This window comes from uncultured Dechloromonas sp., from assembly GCF_945957265.1.
GTDB lineage: Bacteria > Pseudomonadota > Gammaproteobacteria > Burkholderiales > Rhodocyclaceae > Azonexus.
On the sequence record NZ_CAMFKO010000006.1, the window covers coordinates 52,279 to 68,487 of the forward strand.

Annotated in this window: 16 protein-coding genes; 11 read left to right on the forward strand and 5 right to left on the reverse strand. The window is 65.5% G+C overall.

The window, feature by feature from the left end; all coding sequences use genetic code 11:
• Positions 1-40 precede the first annotated feature (40 nt).
• From Q0P59_RS05115 to Q0P59_RS05135, 5 genes are all read left to right on the forward strand, one after another.
• Positions 41-2,098, forward strand: a complete 2,058-nt coding sequence (locus Q0P59_RS05115; RefSeq protein ID WP_295004252.1) for a M3 family metallopeptidase — start codon at positions 41-43, stop codon at positions 2,096-2,098.
• A gap of 24 nt (positions 2,099-2,122) precedes the next feature.
• Positions 2,123-2,608, forward strand: coding sequence for a glutaredoxin family protein (locus tag Q0P59_RS05120; protein ID WP_295004254.1), 486 nt, complete (start codon positions 2,123-2,125; stop codon positions 2,606-2,608).
• Positions 2,605-3,369, forward strand: a complete 765-nt coding sequence (gene xth, locus Q0P59_RS05125) for an exodeoxyribonuclease III (protein WP_295004256.1) — start codon at positions 2,605-2,607, stop codon at positions 3,367-3,369. Before Q0P59_RS05120 ends, xth begins: the two co-directional genes overlap by 4 nt.
• Positions 3,370-3,375: 6 nt before the next feature.
• Positions 3,376-4,044, forward strand: a complete 669-nt coding sequence (locus tag Q0P59_RS05130) for a Crp/Fnr family transcriptional regulator (protein ID WP_295004258.1) — start codon at positions 3,376-3,378, stop codon at positions 4,042-4,044.
• A gap of 74 nt (positions 4,045-4,118) precedes the next feature.
• Positions 4,119-4,307 carry a DUF2892 domain-containing protein gene (locus Q0P59_RS05135; RefSeq protein ID WP_295004260.1) on the forward strand — a complete coding sequence of 63 codons (189 nt, stop codon included), beginning with the start codon at positions 4,119-4,121 and terminating at the stop codon, positions 4,305-4,307.
• A gap of 66 nt (positions 4,308-4,373) precedes the next feature.
• On the opposite strand, the gene Q0P59_RS05140 is transcribed toward Q0P59_RS05135, so the two are convergent.
• From Q0P59_RS05140 to Q0P59_RS05160, 5 genes are all read right to left on the reverse strand, one after another.
• Complete coding sequence (locus Q0P59_RS05140) at positions 4,374-5,369, reverse strand: transporter (protein ID WP_295004262.1); 996 nt, start codon at positions 5,367-5,369, stop codon at positions 4,374-4,376.
• Between the two features lie 93 nt (positions 5,370-5,462).
• Positions 5,463-6,230 carry a 16S rRNA (adenine(1518)-N(6)/adenine(1519)-N(6))-dimethyltransferase RsmA gene (gene rsmA, locus Q0P59_RS05145; protein ID WP_295004264.1) on the reverse strand — a complete coding sequence of 256 codons (768 nt, stop codon included), beginning with the start codon at positions 6,228-6,230 and terminating at the stop codon, positions 5,463-5,465.
• A 60-nt stretch (positions 6,231-6,290) separates the two neighbouring features.
• Entirely contained in the window at positions 6,291-7,283 is a 993-nt protein-coding gene (gene pdxA, locus Q0P59_RS05150) for a 4-hydroxythreonine-4-phosphate dehydrogenase PdxA (RefSeq protein ID WP_295004266.1), read from the reverse strand.
• Positions 7,283-8,590, reverse strand: a complete 1,308-nt coding sequence (locus tag Q0P59_RS05155) for a peptidylprolyl isomerase (RefSeq protein ID WP_295004268.1) — start codon at positions 8,588-8,590, stop codon at positions 7,283-7,285. Before Q0P59_RS05155 ends, pdxA begins: the two co-directional genes overlap by 1 nt.
• Before the next feature lie 8 nt (positions 8,591-8,598).
• Positions 8,599-11,145 (reverse strand): LPS-assembly protein LptD, encoded by a 2,547-nt coding sequence (locus Q0P59_RS05160; protein ID WP_295004270.1) that lies wholly within the window; start codon positions 11,143-11,145, stop codon positions 8,599-8,601.
• Positions 11,146-11,233: 88 nt separating this feature from the next.
• Between Q0P59_RS05160 and Q0P59_RS05165 the strand changes: the two genes are divergently transcribed.
• Genes Q0P59_RS05165 through Q0P59_RS05190 form a run of 6 tightly spaced genes read left to right on the forward strand, consistent with a single transcriptional unit; the run spans position 11,234 to position 16,144 of the window.
• Positions 11,234-12,250 carry a phosphotransferase gene (locus tag Q0P59_RS05165; RefSeq protein ID WP_295004272.1) on the forward strand — a complete coding sequence of 339 codons (1,017 nt, stop codon included), beginning with the start codon at positions 11,234-11,236 and terminating at the stop codon, positions 12,248-12,250.
• Between the two features lie 41 nt (positions 12,251-12,291).
• Positions 12,292-12,972 carry an N-acetylmuramate alpha-1-phosphate uridylyltransferase MurU gene (gene murU, locus Q0P59_RS05170; protein ID WP_295004274.1) on the forward strand — a complete coding sequence of 227 codons (681 nt, stop codon included), beginning with the start codon at positions 12,292-12,294 and terminating at the stop codon, positions 12,970-12,972.
• Positions 12,969-13,493, forward strand: coding sequence for a zeta toxin family protein (locus Q0P59_RS05175; protein ID WP_295004276.1), 525 nt, complete (start codon positions 12,969-12,971; stop codon positions 13,491-13,493). The genes murU and Q0P59_RS05175 overlap by 4 nt, the downstream gene beginning before the upstream one ends.
• Positions 13,490-13,714: a hypothetical protein gene (locus Q0P59_RS05180; RefSeq protein ID WP_295004278.1), complete on the forward strand. Its 225-nt coding sequence runs from the start codon at positions 13,490-13,492 to the stop codon at positions 13,712-13,714. Before Q0P59_RS05175 ends, Q0P59_RS05180 begins: the two co-directional genes overlap by 4 nt.
• Positions 13,711-15,009, forward strand: a complete 1,299-nt coding sequence (locus Q0P59_RS05185; protein WP_295004280.1) for an aminopeptidase P N-terminal domain-containing protein — start codon at positions 13,711-13,713, stop codon at positions 15,007-15,009. Before Q0P59_RS05180 ends, Q0P59_RS05185 begins: the two co-directional genes overlap by 4 nt.
• The gene (locus tag Q0P59_RS05190) at positions 15,002-16,144 is read left to right on the forward strand and encodes an FAD-dependent monooxygenase (RefSeq protein ID WP_295004282.1); all 1,143 of its coding nucleotides are present in this window, start codon (positions 15,002-15,004) and stop codon (positions 16,142-16,144) included. The genes Q0P59_RS05185 and Q0P59_RS05190 overlap by 8 nt, the downstream gene beginning before the upstream one ends.
• Positions 16,145-16,209 lie beyond the last annotated feature (65 nt).

The window sequence follows — 16,209 nt, forward strand, 5'->3', positions numbered from 1 at the left end:
GGGCGGCGCAGACCGCCCGTTTTTATTGCCCCCGACGACCATGACCCAAGCCCACAATCCGCTGCTCGACTTCTCCGACTTGCCCCGCTTCGACCTGATCCAGCCGGAACACGTCAAGCCGGCCATCGAATCCCTGCTCGCCGACGGCCGCGCGCTGGTCGAACGCCTCACTGCCGAAGGCTCTCCGGCCACCTGGGCCGACTTTGCCGGCGCGCTGTCCGACGGGCTGGAAGGCTTCGGCCGCGCCTGGGGCGTGGTCGGCCACCTGCACTCTGTCAACGATGTGCCGGCCTGGCGCGAGGCGTACAACGAGATGCTGCCCGAAGTCTCGCGCTTCTACACCGAACTCGGCCAGAACCTGGCCCTGTTCGACAAGTACCGCGCCCTCAAGGCCGGAACGGAATACGCCACCCTGAGCGCCGAACGCCGGAAGATCGTCGATAACGAAATCCGCGACTTCCGCCTCGGCGGCGCCGAGCTGCCGGAAGACCAGAAGCCCCGCTACCAGGCCATCATGGAAGAACTGTCGCAGCTGGCCGCCAAGTTCTCCGAAAACCTGCTCGACGCGACCAACGCCTTCGGCGAAGTCGTCACCGACGAAGCGCTGTTGGCCGGCCTGCCCGACTACGCCCGGGACGCCGCCCGCGAAGTCGCGCAGAAGGCCGGTCTCGAAGGCTGGAAATTCACGCTGCACGCCCCCTCCTACGGCCCGGTCATGCAGTATGCCGAGAACCGCGAGCTGCGTGCCCGGATGTACCGCGCCTACGCCACCCGTGCCGCCGAGATCGACAACGGCTATTCCAAGCCGGAATGGGACAACGGCCCGCTGATGAAGCGCATCCTCGAATTGCGCGAGGAAGATGCCAAGATGCTCGGCTTCGCCAACTTCGCCGAGGTTTCGCTGCTGCCCAAGATGGCCGACACGCCGGAACAGGTGCTCGCCTTCCTGCGCGACATGGCGAAGAAGGCCAGGCCTTTCGCCGAGAAGGACATGGCCGAATTGCTCGCCTTCGCGAAGGACGAACTGGGCATCGCCGATTTCCAGCCCTGGGACGCCGCCTACGTCTCCGAAAAGCTGCAGCAGGCGCGCTACGCCTTCTCGGCGCAGGAAGTGAAGCAATACTTCACCGAACCCAAGGTTGTCGCCGGCCTGTTCAAGGTCATCGAGAGCCTGTTCGCCGTGAAGGTCAAGGCAGACAGCGCGCCGGTATGGCACGAGGACGTGCGTTTCTACCGCATCGAAACGCCGGCCGGCGAACTGGTCGGCCAGTTCTACATGGATCTCTACGCCCGCGAAACCAAGCGCGGCGGCGCCTGGATGGACGAGGCCCGGTCGCGCAAGCGCAGCGCCGGCGGCATCCAGAAGCCGATCGCCTACCTGAACTGCAACTTCGCCCGCCCAGTTGGCAACAAACCAGCCACCTTCACGCACGACGAAGTGATCACCCTGTTCCACGAAGCCGGCCACGGCCTGCACCACCTGCTGACGCGCGGCGAGGAACTGGGCGTTTCCGGCATCCACGGCGTCGAATGGGATGCCGTCGAACTGCCCTCGCAGTTCATGGAAAACTACTGCTGGGAATGGGAAGTCCTGCAAGACATGACCGCCCATGTCGACACCGGCGCCGCGCTGCCCCGTGCGCTGTACGACAAGATGCTGGCCGCCCGGAACTTCCAGAGCGGCATGATGACCGTCCGCCAGCTCGAATTCTCGATCTTCGACATGCGCCTGCATGCCGAATTCGACCCGAGGGGCACGCCATCGGTCATGGACCTGATCGCCGAAGTCCGCCGGGAAGTCGCCGTGCTGATCCCGCCCGAATGGCACCGCTTCCCGAACAGCTTCTCGCACATCTTCGGCGGCGGCTACGCGGCCGGCTACTACAGCTACAAGTGGGCCGAAGTGCTGTCGGCCGACTGCTACGCGGCCTTCGAGGAGGCCGGCAGCCCGTTCGATGCCACGGTCGGCAAGCGCTACCTCGACGAAATCCTGTCCAAGGGCGGCTCGCGCCCGGCGCTGGAGAATTTCCGGGCTTTCCGCGGCCGCGAACCCAGCCCCGACGCGCTCCTCCGTCATAGCGGTATGATTGCGGCCTGAGCGGTTCACGGGGAGAGAACGACAATGCGTTACCTGCTGACACTTTGCCTGCTGCTGGCAGGCCCGGCGGCCATGGCCGAAACCTACAAATGGACCGAAGGCGGCAAGACCGTGATTTCCGACACGCCGCCCCCGGGCAAGGCCACGGCGGTCACCAAGGCGGGCGCCACGGCCGAACCCGGCGACAACATGCCCTTTGCCGTCAGGAAGGCGATGGAGGCCTTTCCGGTCACCCTGTTCACCACCGCCGACTGCATCAGCGAATGCAAGCAGGCGCGTGACCTGCTGAATGCCCGCGGCGTTCCGTTCACCGAAAAACTGATCCAGAAACCCGAAGAAGCCGAAGAGCTGAAGCAACTGGTCGGCGATCTCTTCGTGCCGTCGATCAAGGTCGGCAGCCAGAAATTCCGCGGCATCGAGGCAGGCGCCTACAACAACCTGCTCGACCTCGCCGGCTACCCGAAAACCGCACCCTACGGCAGCAAACCCTCCGCCGGACCGAACAAGTGAAGATCGCCGCCTGGAACGTCAATTCGCTGAAAGTCCGCCTGCCGCACCTGCTCGACTGGCTCGCCACGGCCACGCCCGATGCGCTGTGCCTGCAGGAACTGAAGCTCGAAGACCACAATTTCCCGAAAGCCGAAATCGAGGCGGCCGGCTACCATGTCGCCTTCTCCGGCCAGAAGACCTACAACGGCGTCGCCCTGCTCGCCCGCGAGCCGATCCGCGACGTGGTCTGCGGCAACCCGCACTTCCCCGACGAACAGAAGCGCCTGATCAGCGGCACCGTCGGCGACACCCGCGTCGTCTGCGCCTACATGCCCAACGGCCAGGCGGTCGGCAGCGACAAGTACGACTACAAGCTGCGCTGGCTCGATGCGCTGGCGGTCTGGCTGGGCGAAGAACTGGTCAAATACCCGAAGCTGGCACTTTGCGGCGACTACAACATCGCCCCCGACGATCGCGACGTGCACGACCCGAAGCGCTGGGCCGGCGAAATCCTCTGCTCCGAGCCCGAGCGCGCCGCCTTCCAGCGCTTCATCGGCCTCGGACTGAGCGACAGCTTCCGGCTCTTCGAGCAGCCGGAGAAAACCTTCTCCTGGTGGGACTACCGCATGCTCGGCTTCCAGAAGAACCTCGGCCTGCGCATCGACCATATCCTGCTTTCGGCGCCGCTCGCCGAAAAATGCTCGGTGGCCGGTGTCGACCGCGCGCCGCGCAAGCTGGAGCGCCCGTCCGATCACGCCCCGGTGTGGGCCACGATCGACTGACGCGCCATGCCGACGACCGCCGCCAGCGAGCGCCTGCTCAGCCTCTACCCGGCCCTCGCCGGCCTGCCGGCCGAACGCCTGGCCGCGCTGACGCAGCCCCAGGCCATCATGCACCTGCCGGCGGGCCGCCAGGTTTTCGCCGAACACCAGCCCTGCCAGGGCTTCCCGCTCCTGCTCGAAGGCAGCATCAAGGTCATCAAGCTGGCCGCCAGCGGACGCGAGCTGATGCTCTACCGCGTTGCACCGGGTGGTTCCTGCATCATCAGCTCGAGTTGCCTGCTGGCCCATACCGACTACAACGCCCGCGGCATCGCCGAAACGCCGCTGACGCTGCTCGCCCTGCCGGTTGGCGAGTTTTCCCGCCTGCTGGTCGAGCATGCGCCGTTCCGCGATTTCGTCTTCCACCTGTTCACCGACCGCATCGCCGAACTGATGCAACTGGTCGAGGAGGTCGCCTTCGCCCGTCTCGACCAGCGCTTGGCCAAGCTGCTGCTGGCCCGTAACGAAAACACCCTGAACGTCACCCACCAGCAGCTTGCCGACGACCTGGGCAGCGTGCGCGAAATCGTCAGCCGGCTGCTCAAGGGATTTGCCGCGCAAGGCCTGGTCACGCTCGGCCGCGAACAGCTGAGCATCATCGACCGCTCCGGCCTGCAGAAAATCGCCGCTGTGTGACTGCAGTTACATACGAGGCCATGCCGCAGCGGTAAAGTGACATCGTCCACACACAACCTGACGGAGAAAACACCATGGCAAATGTTGGCGGAATCGACAAAACCCTGCGTATCGTTGCCGGCGCCGGCCTGATCGGCGCCACCGTGGCCGGCCTGCTGCCGGCCTGGGGCTACATCGGCATCGTGCCGCTGGCTACCGGCCTGATCGGCTGGTGCCCGGCCTACACGCTGCTCGGCATGAACAGCTGCCCGAGCAAGAAGTAAAGCGGCGAGCAGATGGCAAAAAACCCGCCGATGGCGGGTTTTTTCTTTCCGGAACCAGCTTTCGCTTCAGAAACGCTGGTTCAACCCCAGCGTGGCAGAGTAGCGGGCAGCCAGTTGGCCGGATGCCGGATCGCCCGGAGCGCCATTCAGGTATTGGACGATGGGCCGCTGAATGTAGGCATACAAGGCGGCTTGCGGCGTCAGGGCGTAGTTCAGCCCCGGACTCAGGCTGATCGAATGGCCGCCCGATGCAGGATTGGCATTGATGCCGGAATCGCGGGAACGGCGCAGCGCATTCGCTTGCAGCAACAGATTGAGGCCGTGGGCTACTTCGTAATGCATGCCGACATCCAGCGTCAGCTCATTGCCCGGGCGATAGCCGTCCTTGATCGCCAGGGCCGTCTGGATCTGAGTACTGACGAACCAGCCCAGATCGTTGCCCGGGCGATTCTGGAAATAGTAGGCACCGAGGATACCATCCGTGCTGCCACTGCCCGGCTGGCTTGAACGCTCCAGCTTGTAGGGCGTATCCGGATCGTCCGGCGAATTGGGCGTCATCACCTTGTTGGTCGCCCCGGTCGGCAATTTGGCCCCGAAACGCAGGCCGGCGCCTGCATCCGGGTCGGGCAAGGCAAACTTGTATTTGCCGACGACCTTGATGTCGCCGAGTTCGCTGAATTTCGCCTGCTGGCCGACCGGATCGGCGCTTTGCGCATCCAGCGTGTGAGCATGATCGCGCATGACGAAGGGCAGCCCGAGGGCAACGCCCCATTGCCGATTGATGGCGTAATCGAGGTTGAGGTTGACGATCTGGTTGATCGTTCGCCGGTTCTCGATTTCCTCGCCCGAATTACTCGGCGCCTCGGTCGCTTTCTTCGTTGATCCGGCCCGCCACTGGTCGGCTTTGGCGTAGGAGTAGCGGAGATCGACCAGCAGCCCGCTATCGTTCGACAGCCCCTGGGTGTTCCAGTTGGTGTTCACCATGCAATAGGATGAACCGCAAGAAGCGTGGGCCAGGCCGGCAACGAGCAGGCCGGGAATCAGGAGGAGGGACGGGTTCATGCCGGAACACTCGCAGGATGGGCTAGCCGGCGATTTTAGCCGGCCTGGCGCCCGCCCCGCCTGCGACAGATTGTCGCACTGCCGGCACTCGAGTCAGCTCAGGTAGTTGGCGATCCGGACGTAGCCCTCGACCGGGATATCTTCGGCCCGTCGCGTCGGATCGATGCCCAGGGCGGCGAAGCCGGCATCGTCCAGCATGCCCTTCAGGGTGTTGCGCAGCATCTTGCGACGTTGCGAGAAGGCGGTCAGCACGACCTGCGACAGCTTGTCCAGGTTTCGGGCATTGAGTTCGCCGGGCGGCTTGGGAATCAGCCGGACGACGGCGGAATCGACCTTGGGCGCCGGATCGAAGCTTTCCGGCGGCACGTCGATCAGCCATTCCATATAGAAGCGGTACTGCAGCATCACCGAGAGGCGGCCGAAATCGGCGTCGCCCGGCTCGGCCACCATGCGTTCGACGACCTCCTTCTGCAGCATGAAATGCATGTCGTAGACGTTCTCGGCATAGTCGGCGAGATGGAAGAGCAGCGGCGTCGAGATGTTGTACGGCAGGTTGCCGACCAGGTGCAGCTTCGTGCCGATGCTGGCGAAGTCGAAGGCCAGCGCATCGCCCTCGTGGATGGTCATGCGCTCGGGGCTGTGCTGCTTTTTCAGGCGGGCGATCAGGTCGCGGTCGATTTCGACCACGTGCAGGTGATCGACGCGCGCCAGCAGGGGTTCGGTGATCGCCCCCAGGCCGGGGCCGATCTCGACGACGGTATCGCCGCGTTGCGGATTGATGGCCGACACGATGGCGGAAATGATGCCGCTGTCGACCAGGAAGTTCTGACCGAAGCGTTTGCGGGCGACGTGGCCTTTCATGTTGCTATCCTTGCGTGTGTTCTGCTGGGTAATAGGCTAGCCGCGATGCGACCGCCGAGGCTAGGCGCGGGCCGCGGCACGCGCCATGCGTGCGGCTTCGGCGACGGACTCGAACAGGCTGCCGTGGTCGGCCTTGCCGGTGCCGGCCAGTTCGAGTGCGGTGCCGTGATCGACCGAGGTGCGGATGATCGGCAGGCCCAGCGTGACGTTGATGCCATGGCCGAAAGTCGCGTACTTGAGCGCCGTCAGCCCCTGGTCGTGATACATCGCCAGCACGGCGTCGCCCTGGGCGAGGACCGGCGGCGTAAACATCGTGTCGGCCGGGTGCGGACCGCTGAGCAGCATGCCTTCGGCACGCAGCTTGTCGAGCACCGGCGTGATGACTTCGATCTCCTCCATGCCGAGGTAGCCTCCCTCGCCGGCATGCGGGTTGAGGCCGGCCACCAGGATGCGGGGCTGCGCCAGGCCGTACTTGCGACGCAGGTCGGCATGCAGAATGCGCAGCGTCTCTTCCAGCATGGACGAGGTGATGGCCGAAGGAACGTCCTTCAGCGGCAGATGGGTGGTGGCCAGGGCCACGCGCAGCGGACCGCGCGTCGTGCCGCCGGCAAGCATCATGACGACCAGCGGCGTGCCGGTCCGGTCGGCCAGGTATTCGGTATGGCCGGTGAAATGCACGCCGGCCTGGTTGATGACGCCCTTGTGCACCGGGGCCGTCGCCATCGCGGCGAATTCGCCGGAAACGCAGCCGGCCAGCGCCCGGTCGAGCAGATCGAGGACATGGCGCCCGTTGGCCGGGTCGAGCCGGCCGGCGACGGCGGGTACCGCCAGCGGCAGGTGAAGCACGTCGAGCACGCCGGGCTGCGGCGCATTGCCCACCGCGTAATCCCGCATGGCCACCGCCAGCCCGAGCTGCGCGGCCCGCCCTTCAAGCAACCCGCGATCGCCCAAGACGACGGGGTGCGCTTCGTCAGACCAGTTCGCCAGCCGCAGGCAGAGCTCCGGCCCGATACCGGCCGGCTCGCCACTGGTGACGGCTATGCGCGGTTGCATCACTTCTCGTCGAGACGGTTTTCGACGTAGGTCCGGTCGCGCAACTGACGCAGCCAGTCCTGGTAGGCCTCGTCCATCTTGCGTTCGCGCAGCGCCTGACGGGCGACCGCACGCTGACGCTCGGCCGAGACATCGCGCTCGCGGCGCTCCTGGACCTGGATCAGGTGCATGCCGAACGGCGACTGGACCACGGCGCTGACTTCGTTGACCTTCAAGGCATCCATGGCCCGCTCGAATTCCGGAACCGTATCGCCGGGATTGAGCCAGCCCAGGTCGCCGCCCTTGGCGGCCGAACCGTCCTGCGAGTAGAGGCGGGCCTGCTCGCCAAAATCGACCCCGTTGGCGATGCGTTCGCGCACGGCCTCCAGCTTGCGCCGCGCCTCGGCCTCGGACACCACTTCGTTGACGCGGATCAGGATATGGCGGGCCTTGGTCTGCTGGACCGAGGCCGGCATGCTGCCGCCCCGCTTGCCGACCAGCTTGACGACGTGGAAACCGGCCGAGGAGCGCAGCAGCTCGCTGACCTCGCCCTGCTGCAGGCGCCCCGCCACCTCGGCGTACAGGCTGGGCAGACGGCTCAGCGGACGCCAGCCGAGATCGCCTCCCTGCAGGGCATCCGGCGCATCGGAAAAGGCGGCGGTCAGTTCGGCAAAGTTTTCGCCGGCACGCGCCCGCTTGAGCGCTTGTTCGCCGCGCAGGCGCAGCTTCTGCAACTGTTCCGGGCTGGCCGATTCCGGGGCGCGCAACAGGATGTGGGCCAGCTGATACTCCTCGCTGCTGCCCGAAGCGGCCTGGTTGGCGATGTAGTTGTCGATCTCGCCGTCGGAGATGACCAGCTTGCTATCGACCTCGCGTTCGCGCAGGCGAACCGAGACCATTTCGTTGCGAATGTCTTCCCGGAAGCTGGCGTACTGGACGCCATCCTTCTCCAGCGCCGCCCGGAATTCCGGAACGCTCATCTTGTTTCCTGCCGCGATGCGGCCGATCGCCTGATCGAGCTGGATATCGTCGACCCGCATGCCCGAATCCTTGGCGTACTGCAGTTGCGCGCGATCCATGATCAGGCGCTCGAGCATCTGGCGCTCCAGGACATCCTGCGGCGGCAGCGGCGTTCCCTGCTTTTGCAGTTGCTTGAGCGCCGCCGCGAGGCGACTGCGCAACTCGACATAGGTGATCACGTCGGAACCGACGACGGCGACGATGCGGTCCGCCTCGACCGGCTCCTGCGCCGTGGCGAACGGCGCCTGGGAAAGCAGGCCGCCCAGGCAGGCGATCAGAAAAACGAAGGTACGAACGAATTTGGTCATGGGGTTCATTAGGGAGTAAGCAGACTGCTGTTGGTTGGCAGTTCGTTGATCTTGCCATAACCCGGGATGCTGCGCCGGAGCATGCCGATCGGATTGGAGCCGATGCTGCCGAAATCGTTGAGTTCGAGCTGCAGGAAGAGCGTCTCGTTGGGCGTACCGGAAATCGCCGCCAGGCGCTGCCCGACCAGACGAACCGACCAGCAGCTGGCGTTGTACTCGACGCCGGCGATGACTTCGAGCGCCCGGCTGTCGCGCAGCGAGTAGTTGTAGCGGCCGACCGCATACCAGTTGGCCGAAATGGGCCATTGGCCGGCGAAATCGACCTGGTCGACGGTGGAATTGCCGGTCAGCGCATCGCGGGTGTAGCGATAGCTGGCCGACAGCACCTTGCCGTATTCCGGCTGGAAACGCGCGCCGGCCGAGAAGCGTTCGATGACGTTTTCGCGGTAGTTGTACTCGGTCGCCAGATCGGCGTAGGTCTTCGACGCGACCAGCCCGTTGAAGGCCGCGACGATGTTGGAAAAGTCGCTCTGGCGCGTCGTTTCACTAGCGATCGAAACGCGCTGCGGCTTGAAGTAATAGCGCTGGCCCAGCATCGCCTTGAAGCGCTCGACCCCCGTCTCCGCGTCGAGCAGACGGGTGGTCAGACCGGCCGTCAGCTGGTTGGCGTCGTTGATGCGGTCGTAACCGCTGTAGCGGTTCTCGGAGAAGATCTGGGCGAAATTGAAGTCGGACAGGCCGGTGTCGAACAGCGGAATCTGGCTCTGGTCCTTGTACGGAATATTGACGTAGTAGAGCCGCGGCTCCAGCGTCTGGATGTAGCCCTTGCCGAACCAGTCGCCCTCGCGCTCGAAAACCACCGTCGAATCGAGCGAGAAGGTCGGCAGCGCGCGGCTGAAGGTATTGGGCAGCCCCGAAGCCTGCTCGTCCAGCGAATACTTGGTCAGGTGCAGGCCGAGCTTGGGCGTGATCTGGAAGGCCGGATGGACGATGGGCAGGGAAACCTGCGGATAGAACACCATCCGGTCGCCCTGCACCTTTGCGGCATCGACGTGGGTGAAGCGCGAATATTGGCCGATCGCGGAAAAATCGGTCTTGAACACGTTCGGCTTGTACGCCAGCAGGTTGAGCTGTGGCTCGAGGAAGTAGGGACGGGCGATCGGGTTGGCCGGATCGATCTGCAAGGTCTGGTAGCGCAGCACCTGCATGTTGGTCTGCAGCCACGGCGCGGGCGTATAGCCGAGCGACACCTGGCGCGGCAGCTGGGTCTGCGATGTCTGCAGCAGACGCGAGGTCAGGTCCTGCCAGTAGTAGTCGTCGGAAACGCCGTTCCAGTTAACCGTTGCCGAAAGACCGCGTCCCAGGTTGTGCCGATGGTCGATACGATAGGCGTAGCGATGACGATTCAACATGTCGTCGTTCGGCATGTACTCGAAGCGTGCCTGGCCTTCGTAGAAATGATCGACATAGCGCGCATCGGCCCCGATCTGGACGCCGCGCTTCGACAGGTAGCGCGGCACCAGCGTCAGGTCGTAGTTCGGCGCCAGGTTGAGGTAGTACGGAACCGTCAGGTCCAGGCCGCTGCGCGTCGACGTCGAGAAATGCGGATGCAGGATGCCCGAACGTCGCTGGTTGTTCAGCGGAAAGGACGCCAGCGGCGTATAGAGAATGGGCGCGCCATGGAACCACAGCGTGGCATCCCTGGCCGTTCCCTTGCCCTCGTCGTAATCGAGATGCGTTTCGGCGCTCTTCAGATACCAGTCGGCGCTTCCCGGCTTGCACGTCGAATAGGTATTGGTGAACAGCGACATCTGGTTCTCGCCTTCGAAATCGATCCGTTCGGCGTAACCGTTGGCTTCCGAGGGACGCGGCGGCGGCAGTTGCGTCGGCAGCCCGTAGCTGTTGGCGACGTTGAGCATCATCGGCGCGCCCGAGGTATTCGCGTTGCTGCTCGCCACCGTGACCACCGTCTGCTGCGGGGCATAGTAGCGACTCGGCACGTCGCGCACGATGTGGTAGGTCGCCTGCTCGGCCGAACCGATCCGGTCGGACAGCCGCATGCGCAAATGCGGGCCGCTGATCTCCGCGCCATCCTGCAGCAGGCGAACCGAGCCCGTGGCCTCGACCTCGTCCTCGAGCGGCCGATAGGTGAGGCGGTCGGCATAGAGCAGGCTGCCCACCTTGCGCAGTTCGACATCGCCCTCGGCTTCCGTGAGCTCGTCGGCCTGCCCCTCGATCTGGTCGGCGACGATGAACAGCGGATAGCTATCGTCCTGCTTCAACACCGCCGGCGCTTCCGGCACCGGCACCTTGGCTTCCTGCACCTTCTCCGCCGGCGCCTTCTTTTTCTTGAGGATGTCGAACTTGCGTTCCTTGCGCAGGTTCAGCGGCACGTCGTTGGCCGCCAGCATCAACGGCTGCACAAGTTCTTCCGGCGCCGAACCCGCCGCCTGCAGCGAGGCGCGCTCGGTCTCGATGGCCGCATGACCGACCTGCGTGCCGGAAAACAGGCAGCAGACAAGAACGGCGAGCGGGCGACGGGAAAAACCGGGCATTCAGGCGATCGAAGAAAAGCGAGGACCGGAACGACCGGAACCCGAGTGTTAAAATCGCGCCATTTTACAACGAACCCACACCCGACCGATGTCGCGCGATCAACTTGTTACAGACTGGGTAGCCGAGCGCTTCCCCAACCAGAACGTCCAGATCACCCCGGCCTCGGCCGATGCCAGCTTCCGCCGCTACTTCCGCCTGACCTGGCCGGACGGCAGCACGCGCATCCTGATGGACGCCCCGCCGGAGAAGGAAGACTGCAAGCCCTTCATCCATGTCGCCGGACTGCTCGCCAAGGCCGACCTGGCCGCGCCGCGCATCCTCGACAAGGATCTCGACAAGGGTTTCCTGGTGCTCACCGACCTCGGCCGCATCGGCTACCTCGACGCCCTGAACGCCGACCTGAGCATGGCCGACCTGCTGATCCGCCCGGTCCTCGACGTGCTGATCCAGTGGCAACTGTCGTCGACCGCCGCCACGTTGCCGCCCTACGACGGCACGCTGCTGCGCCGCGAACTCGACCTCTTTCCGGAATGGTTCGTCGGCCGCCACCTCGGCATCGAACTGGCCGACGAAGACCGCATCATGCTCGATCGCACCTTCAAGTTCCTGATCAACTCGGCGCTCGGCCAGCCCAAGGTGTTCGTGCACCGCGACTTCATGCCGCGCAACCTGATGGTCGTCGAAAGCGCCGAGCGCCTGACCCCGGGCATCATCGACTTCCAGGATGCCGTCATGGGGCCGATCACCTACGACGTCGTCTCGCTGTTCCGCGACGCCTTCATCTCCTGGGACGAAGAGCAGGAAATCGACTGGGTCGTCCGCTACTGGGAAAAGGCCCGCGCCGCCGGCCTGCCGGTGCGCGAGGACTTCGGCGCCTTCTGGCGCGAATACGAGCTGATGGGCCTGCAGCGCCACCTCAAGGTGCTCGGCATCTTCTGCCGCCTGAAGTACCGCGACGGCAAGGACAAATACAGCGAAGACCTGCCGCGCTTCATCAACTACGCCCGCAAGACGGCCAGCCGCTACCTCCAGCTCAAGCCGCTGCAGAACCTGCTCGACCGCCTCGAAGGCAACACCGAGCAGATCGGCTACCGGTATAAGTAGTTGTTGGCTACCAGCAAAGGCACTCCATCCTGGATTCCAAGATGAAAGCGATGATCCTCGCCGCCGGCCGCGGCGAACGCATGCGACCGCTGACCGACCACACGCCCAAGCCGCTGCTGGTCGCCGGCGGCAAGCCGCTGATCGTCTGGCACCTGGAGCGCCTGGCGGCGGCGGGATTCCGCGACATCGTCATCAACCACGCCCACCTCGGCCAGCAGATCGAAAGCGCGCTGGGCGACGGCTCGCCATGGGGCCTGCGCATCCGCTACTCGGCGGAACCGCCGGGCGCGCTGGAGACCGCCGGCGGCATCGCCACCGCCCTGCCGCTGCTCGGCGACGCGCCCTTCCTGGTGGTCAACGGCGACGTTTATTGCGACTGGGATTTCAATCAGGCCCGGCGACTCGCATCGGCGAACGCCCATCTCGTCATGGTCGCCAACCCGGCGCACCATGCCGGCGGCGACTTCAGCCTGGACGGCCAGCGGGTCATCTACGCCCACGGTGAGCAAACGCTCACCTATGCCGGCATCGGCGTTTTTTCGCCATCCTTCTTCGCCGGCGTCCAAGCCGGCACGGTCATGAAACTGCGCCCGCTGCTCGACGCCGCCATCGCGGCCAAGACGCTGACCGGGGAACGCCACGCCGGCCACTGGGTCGACGTGGGAACACCGCAACGTCTTGCGGAACTGGATGCCGAGCTATCGAAGACAGCCTCCCGATGACCGCCGCCGCCCAGCCACGTGTCCTGATCATCGCCGGCCCCAACGGAGCCGGGAAAACCACCTTTGCCCGCGAATTCCTGCCGAACGAGGCCGGTTGCCCGGCCTTCATCAACGCCGACCTGATTGCCGCGGGGCTCGCCCCCTTCGCCCCCGAATCGGCAGCTATTGCAGCGGCCCGCCTGATGCTGCAGGAACTGAACCGCCACTTTGCTTCTCGAACCAGCTTTGCGTTTGAAACCACGCTGTCCGGGCGAGGTTATTTGCGGCTGATCGACCAATGGCAAGCCGCCGGCTATCGCGTCAAGCTGATTTTCCTGCAACTCGACAGCCCCGAGGAGGCCATTGCCCGCGTAGCCCAGCGAGTGCGACAAGGCGGGCACGATATTCCCGAAAACGTCATTCGGCGCCGCTACTCCGCAGGCTTGGAGAATTTCCGCCAATACTACGCCCCGCGTGTAGACGCCTGGATGCTTTACGATAACAGCGGCTTGACGCCGACCCTGCAGGACTGGAGTGAATGAAGATGAACACTCGCCCGATTGAAACCGCACAAGACCCGGATTTGCGTTTATCCGTTCACGCTATCGAGCGGGCCGCCCGTCGCGCCAGGGAAATTGCCCGACAAACCGCTACCGCATTGGTTATCAGCCATAACGGGGTGATCGAGTTGCTGCAACCGGAGCAACTCGTTCAGACGCCACCCTCGGCTCAAGAGCAAACAGCACCTTACGCAGCCAAATGACCCACGCCCACTTTCTCGCCCGCCGCAAGCGCCTGCTGAAGACAATCGGCGACGGCGTCGCCATCGTGCCGACCGCGCCGGAAGTCATCCGCAATCGCGACGCGCACCATCTCTACCGCTTCGACAGCTACTTCTGGTACCTGACCGGCTTTCCCGAGCCGGAAGCCGTCGTCGTGCTGATCGGCGGCAAGAAGCCGAAATCCATCCTCTTCTGCCGCGAAAAGCACGAAGAACGCGAAATCTGGGACGGCTACCGCTACGGCCCCAAGGCCGCGAAAGCCGCCTTCGGCTTCGACGCCGCCTACCCGATCGAGCAATTCGACAAGAAACTGGCCGAATTCCTCGTCGACCGCGACACGCTGTGGCACGCCATCGGCCACGATGCCGCCTGGGATGCCCGCATCGCCAAGGCGCTCAACGAAGTGCGCGCCCAGACCCGGGCCGGCAAGCGTGCGCCGCGCGCCATCCACGACCTGCGCGCCGAACTCGACGCCATGCGCCTGGTCAAGGACGCCGCCGAGGCCGACATCCAGCAGCGTTCGGCCGACATCGCCAGCGCCGGCCACGCCCGCGCCATGCGCGCCTGCCGCCCCGGCATGGCCGAATACGAGCTGGAAGCCGAACTGACCTACGAATTCCGCAGGCGCGGCGCCGATGCCCACGCCTACACGCCCATCGTCGCCGGCGGCGCCAATGCCTGCGTGCTGCACTACGTCGAGAACAACAAGCTGCTCAACGACAACACCCTGGTGCTGATCGACGCCGGCTGCGAAGTCGAGGGCTACGCCGCCGACATCACCCGGACTTTCCCGGTCAACGGCCGCTTCAACGCCGCCCAGAAGGATGTCTACGAAATCGTCCTCGCCGCGCAGGACGCCGCCTTCGCCGCCACCGCCCCCGGCCGCCACTTCATGGAAGCCCACGACGCCGCCGTGCGCGTGCTGACGCAAGGCCTGGTCGACCTCAAGCTGCTCCAGGGCGATATCGACAACCTGATCGAAAAAGGCGACTACCGCCGCTTTTACATGCACCGCACCGGCCACTGGCTCGGCCTCGACGTGCACGACGCCGGCGAATACAAGGTCGGCGACCAATGGACGACCTTGCAGCCGGGCATGACCGTCACCGTCGAACCCGGCCTCTACATCCGCCCGGCCGACGACATCCCGCCGGCGCTGGCCGGCATCGGCATCCGCATCGAGGACGATGTGCGCGTCACCGACAGCGGCTGCGACATCTACACCTCGGCACCGAAGACGGTCGCCGAGATCGAGGAGGTGATGCGCCGTGACTGAAGCCGTGGAAACCGTCGACATCCTGATCGTCGGCGCCGGCCCGGTCGGCATGACGCTGCACCTGGCCCTCGCCGCCGGCGGGCAGCCATCGCTGCTCATCGACCGCCGCCCCCCGGCCGACCTGCAGACCGACCCGCGCGCCCTCGCCCTGTCGCACGGCGCCCGCGAACTGCTCGAACAGATCGCCAGCTGGCCGGCCCGCGCCGCCACGCCGATCGAAACCATCCACGTCTCGCAAAAGGGCGGTTTCGGCCGCACGCTGATCGACCGCGACGATTACGCCTTGCCGGCACTCGGCTACGTCGTTCGCTACCGCGACCTCGCCGCCGCGCTGGCCGCCAACCTCGCCACCGGCAGCCTGCTGGCCGAGACGGAAATCCTCGGCATCGACGCCGACGATGACGGCGCCACCGTGTCCCTGCGCCAGGCCGGCCGGCAGCGGACCATCCGCTGCCGACTGCTGGTCCATGCCGAGGGCACGCCCGGCGACGATCCGGCCGTGTCGGTCAGCGACTACGACCAGCATGCGGTGATCTGCGAAGTGACGCCGACGCCTAGCCACGGCCGGCGCGCCTGGGAACGCTTCACACCCGACGGCCCGCTGGCCCTGCTGCCGCTCGGCGAGGAATACGCCATCGTATTCACGCTGCCGCCGGCCAAGGCCGATGCCGTGATGGCGATGGACGACGCCGCCTTCAGCGCCGCCCTGCAGGCCCAGTTCGGCAGCCGCATGCGCTTCGCCAGGCCCGGCCCGCGCAGCCGCTTCCCGCTCGCCCTGCGCCTGCGCGACACCCTGGTCAAGGGCCGCGAGGTATGGATCGGCAATACCGCCCAGACCTTGCACCCGGTCTCCGGCCAGGGCTTCAACCTCGGCCTGCGCGACGCCTGGCAGCTGTGCGAGACTCTGCTCAGGAGCGGCATCGACGCTGCCAGCCTGGGGGACTACGCGGCCAGCCGCCGCCTTGATCGCCGGGGCGGCGCCCTGTTCACCGACCGGATCGTCAGGGCCTTCTCCAACGACTGCGCCCCGCTGCAAGTGGCGCGCGGCCTGGGCCTGCTCGCCCTCGACGTCTTCCCGCCGGCCCGCCACTTCGTTGCCAAGCGCATGATCTGGGGCGCCCGCGCCTGGCCTTGATCTGCGCCAAGGGCAAGGGCGCGGCAGCCGGTTAATGTCGTGCCCCCGGCCCTTCGATCCGACCC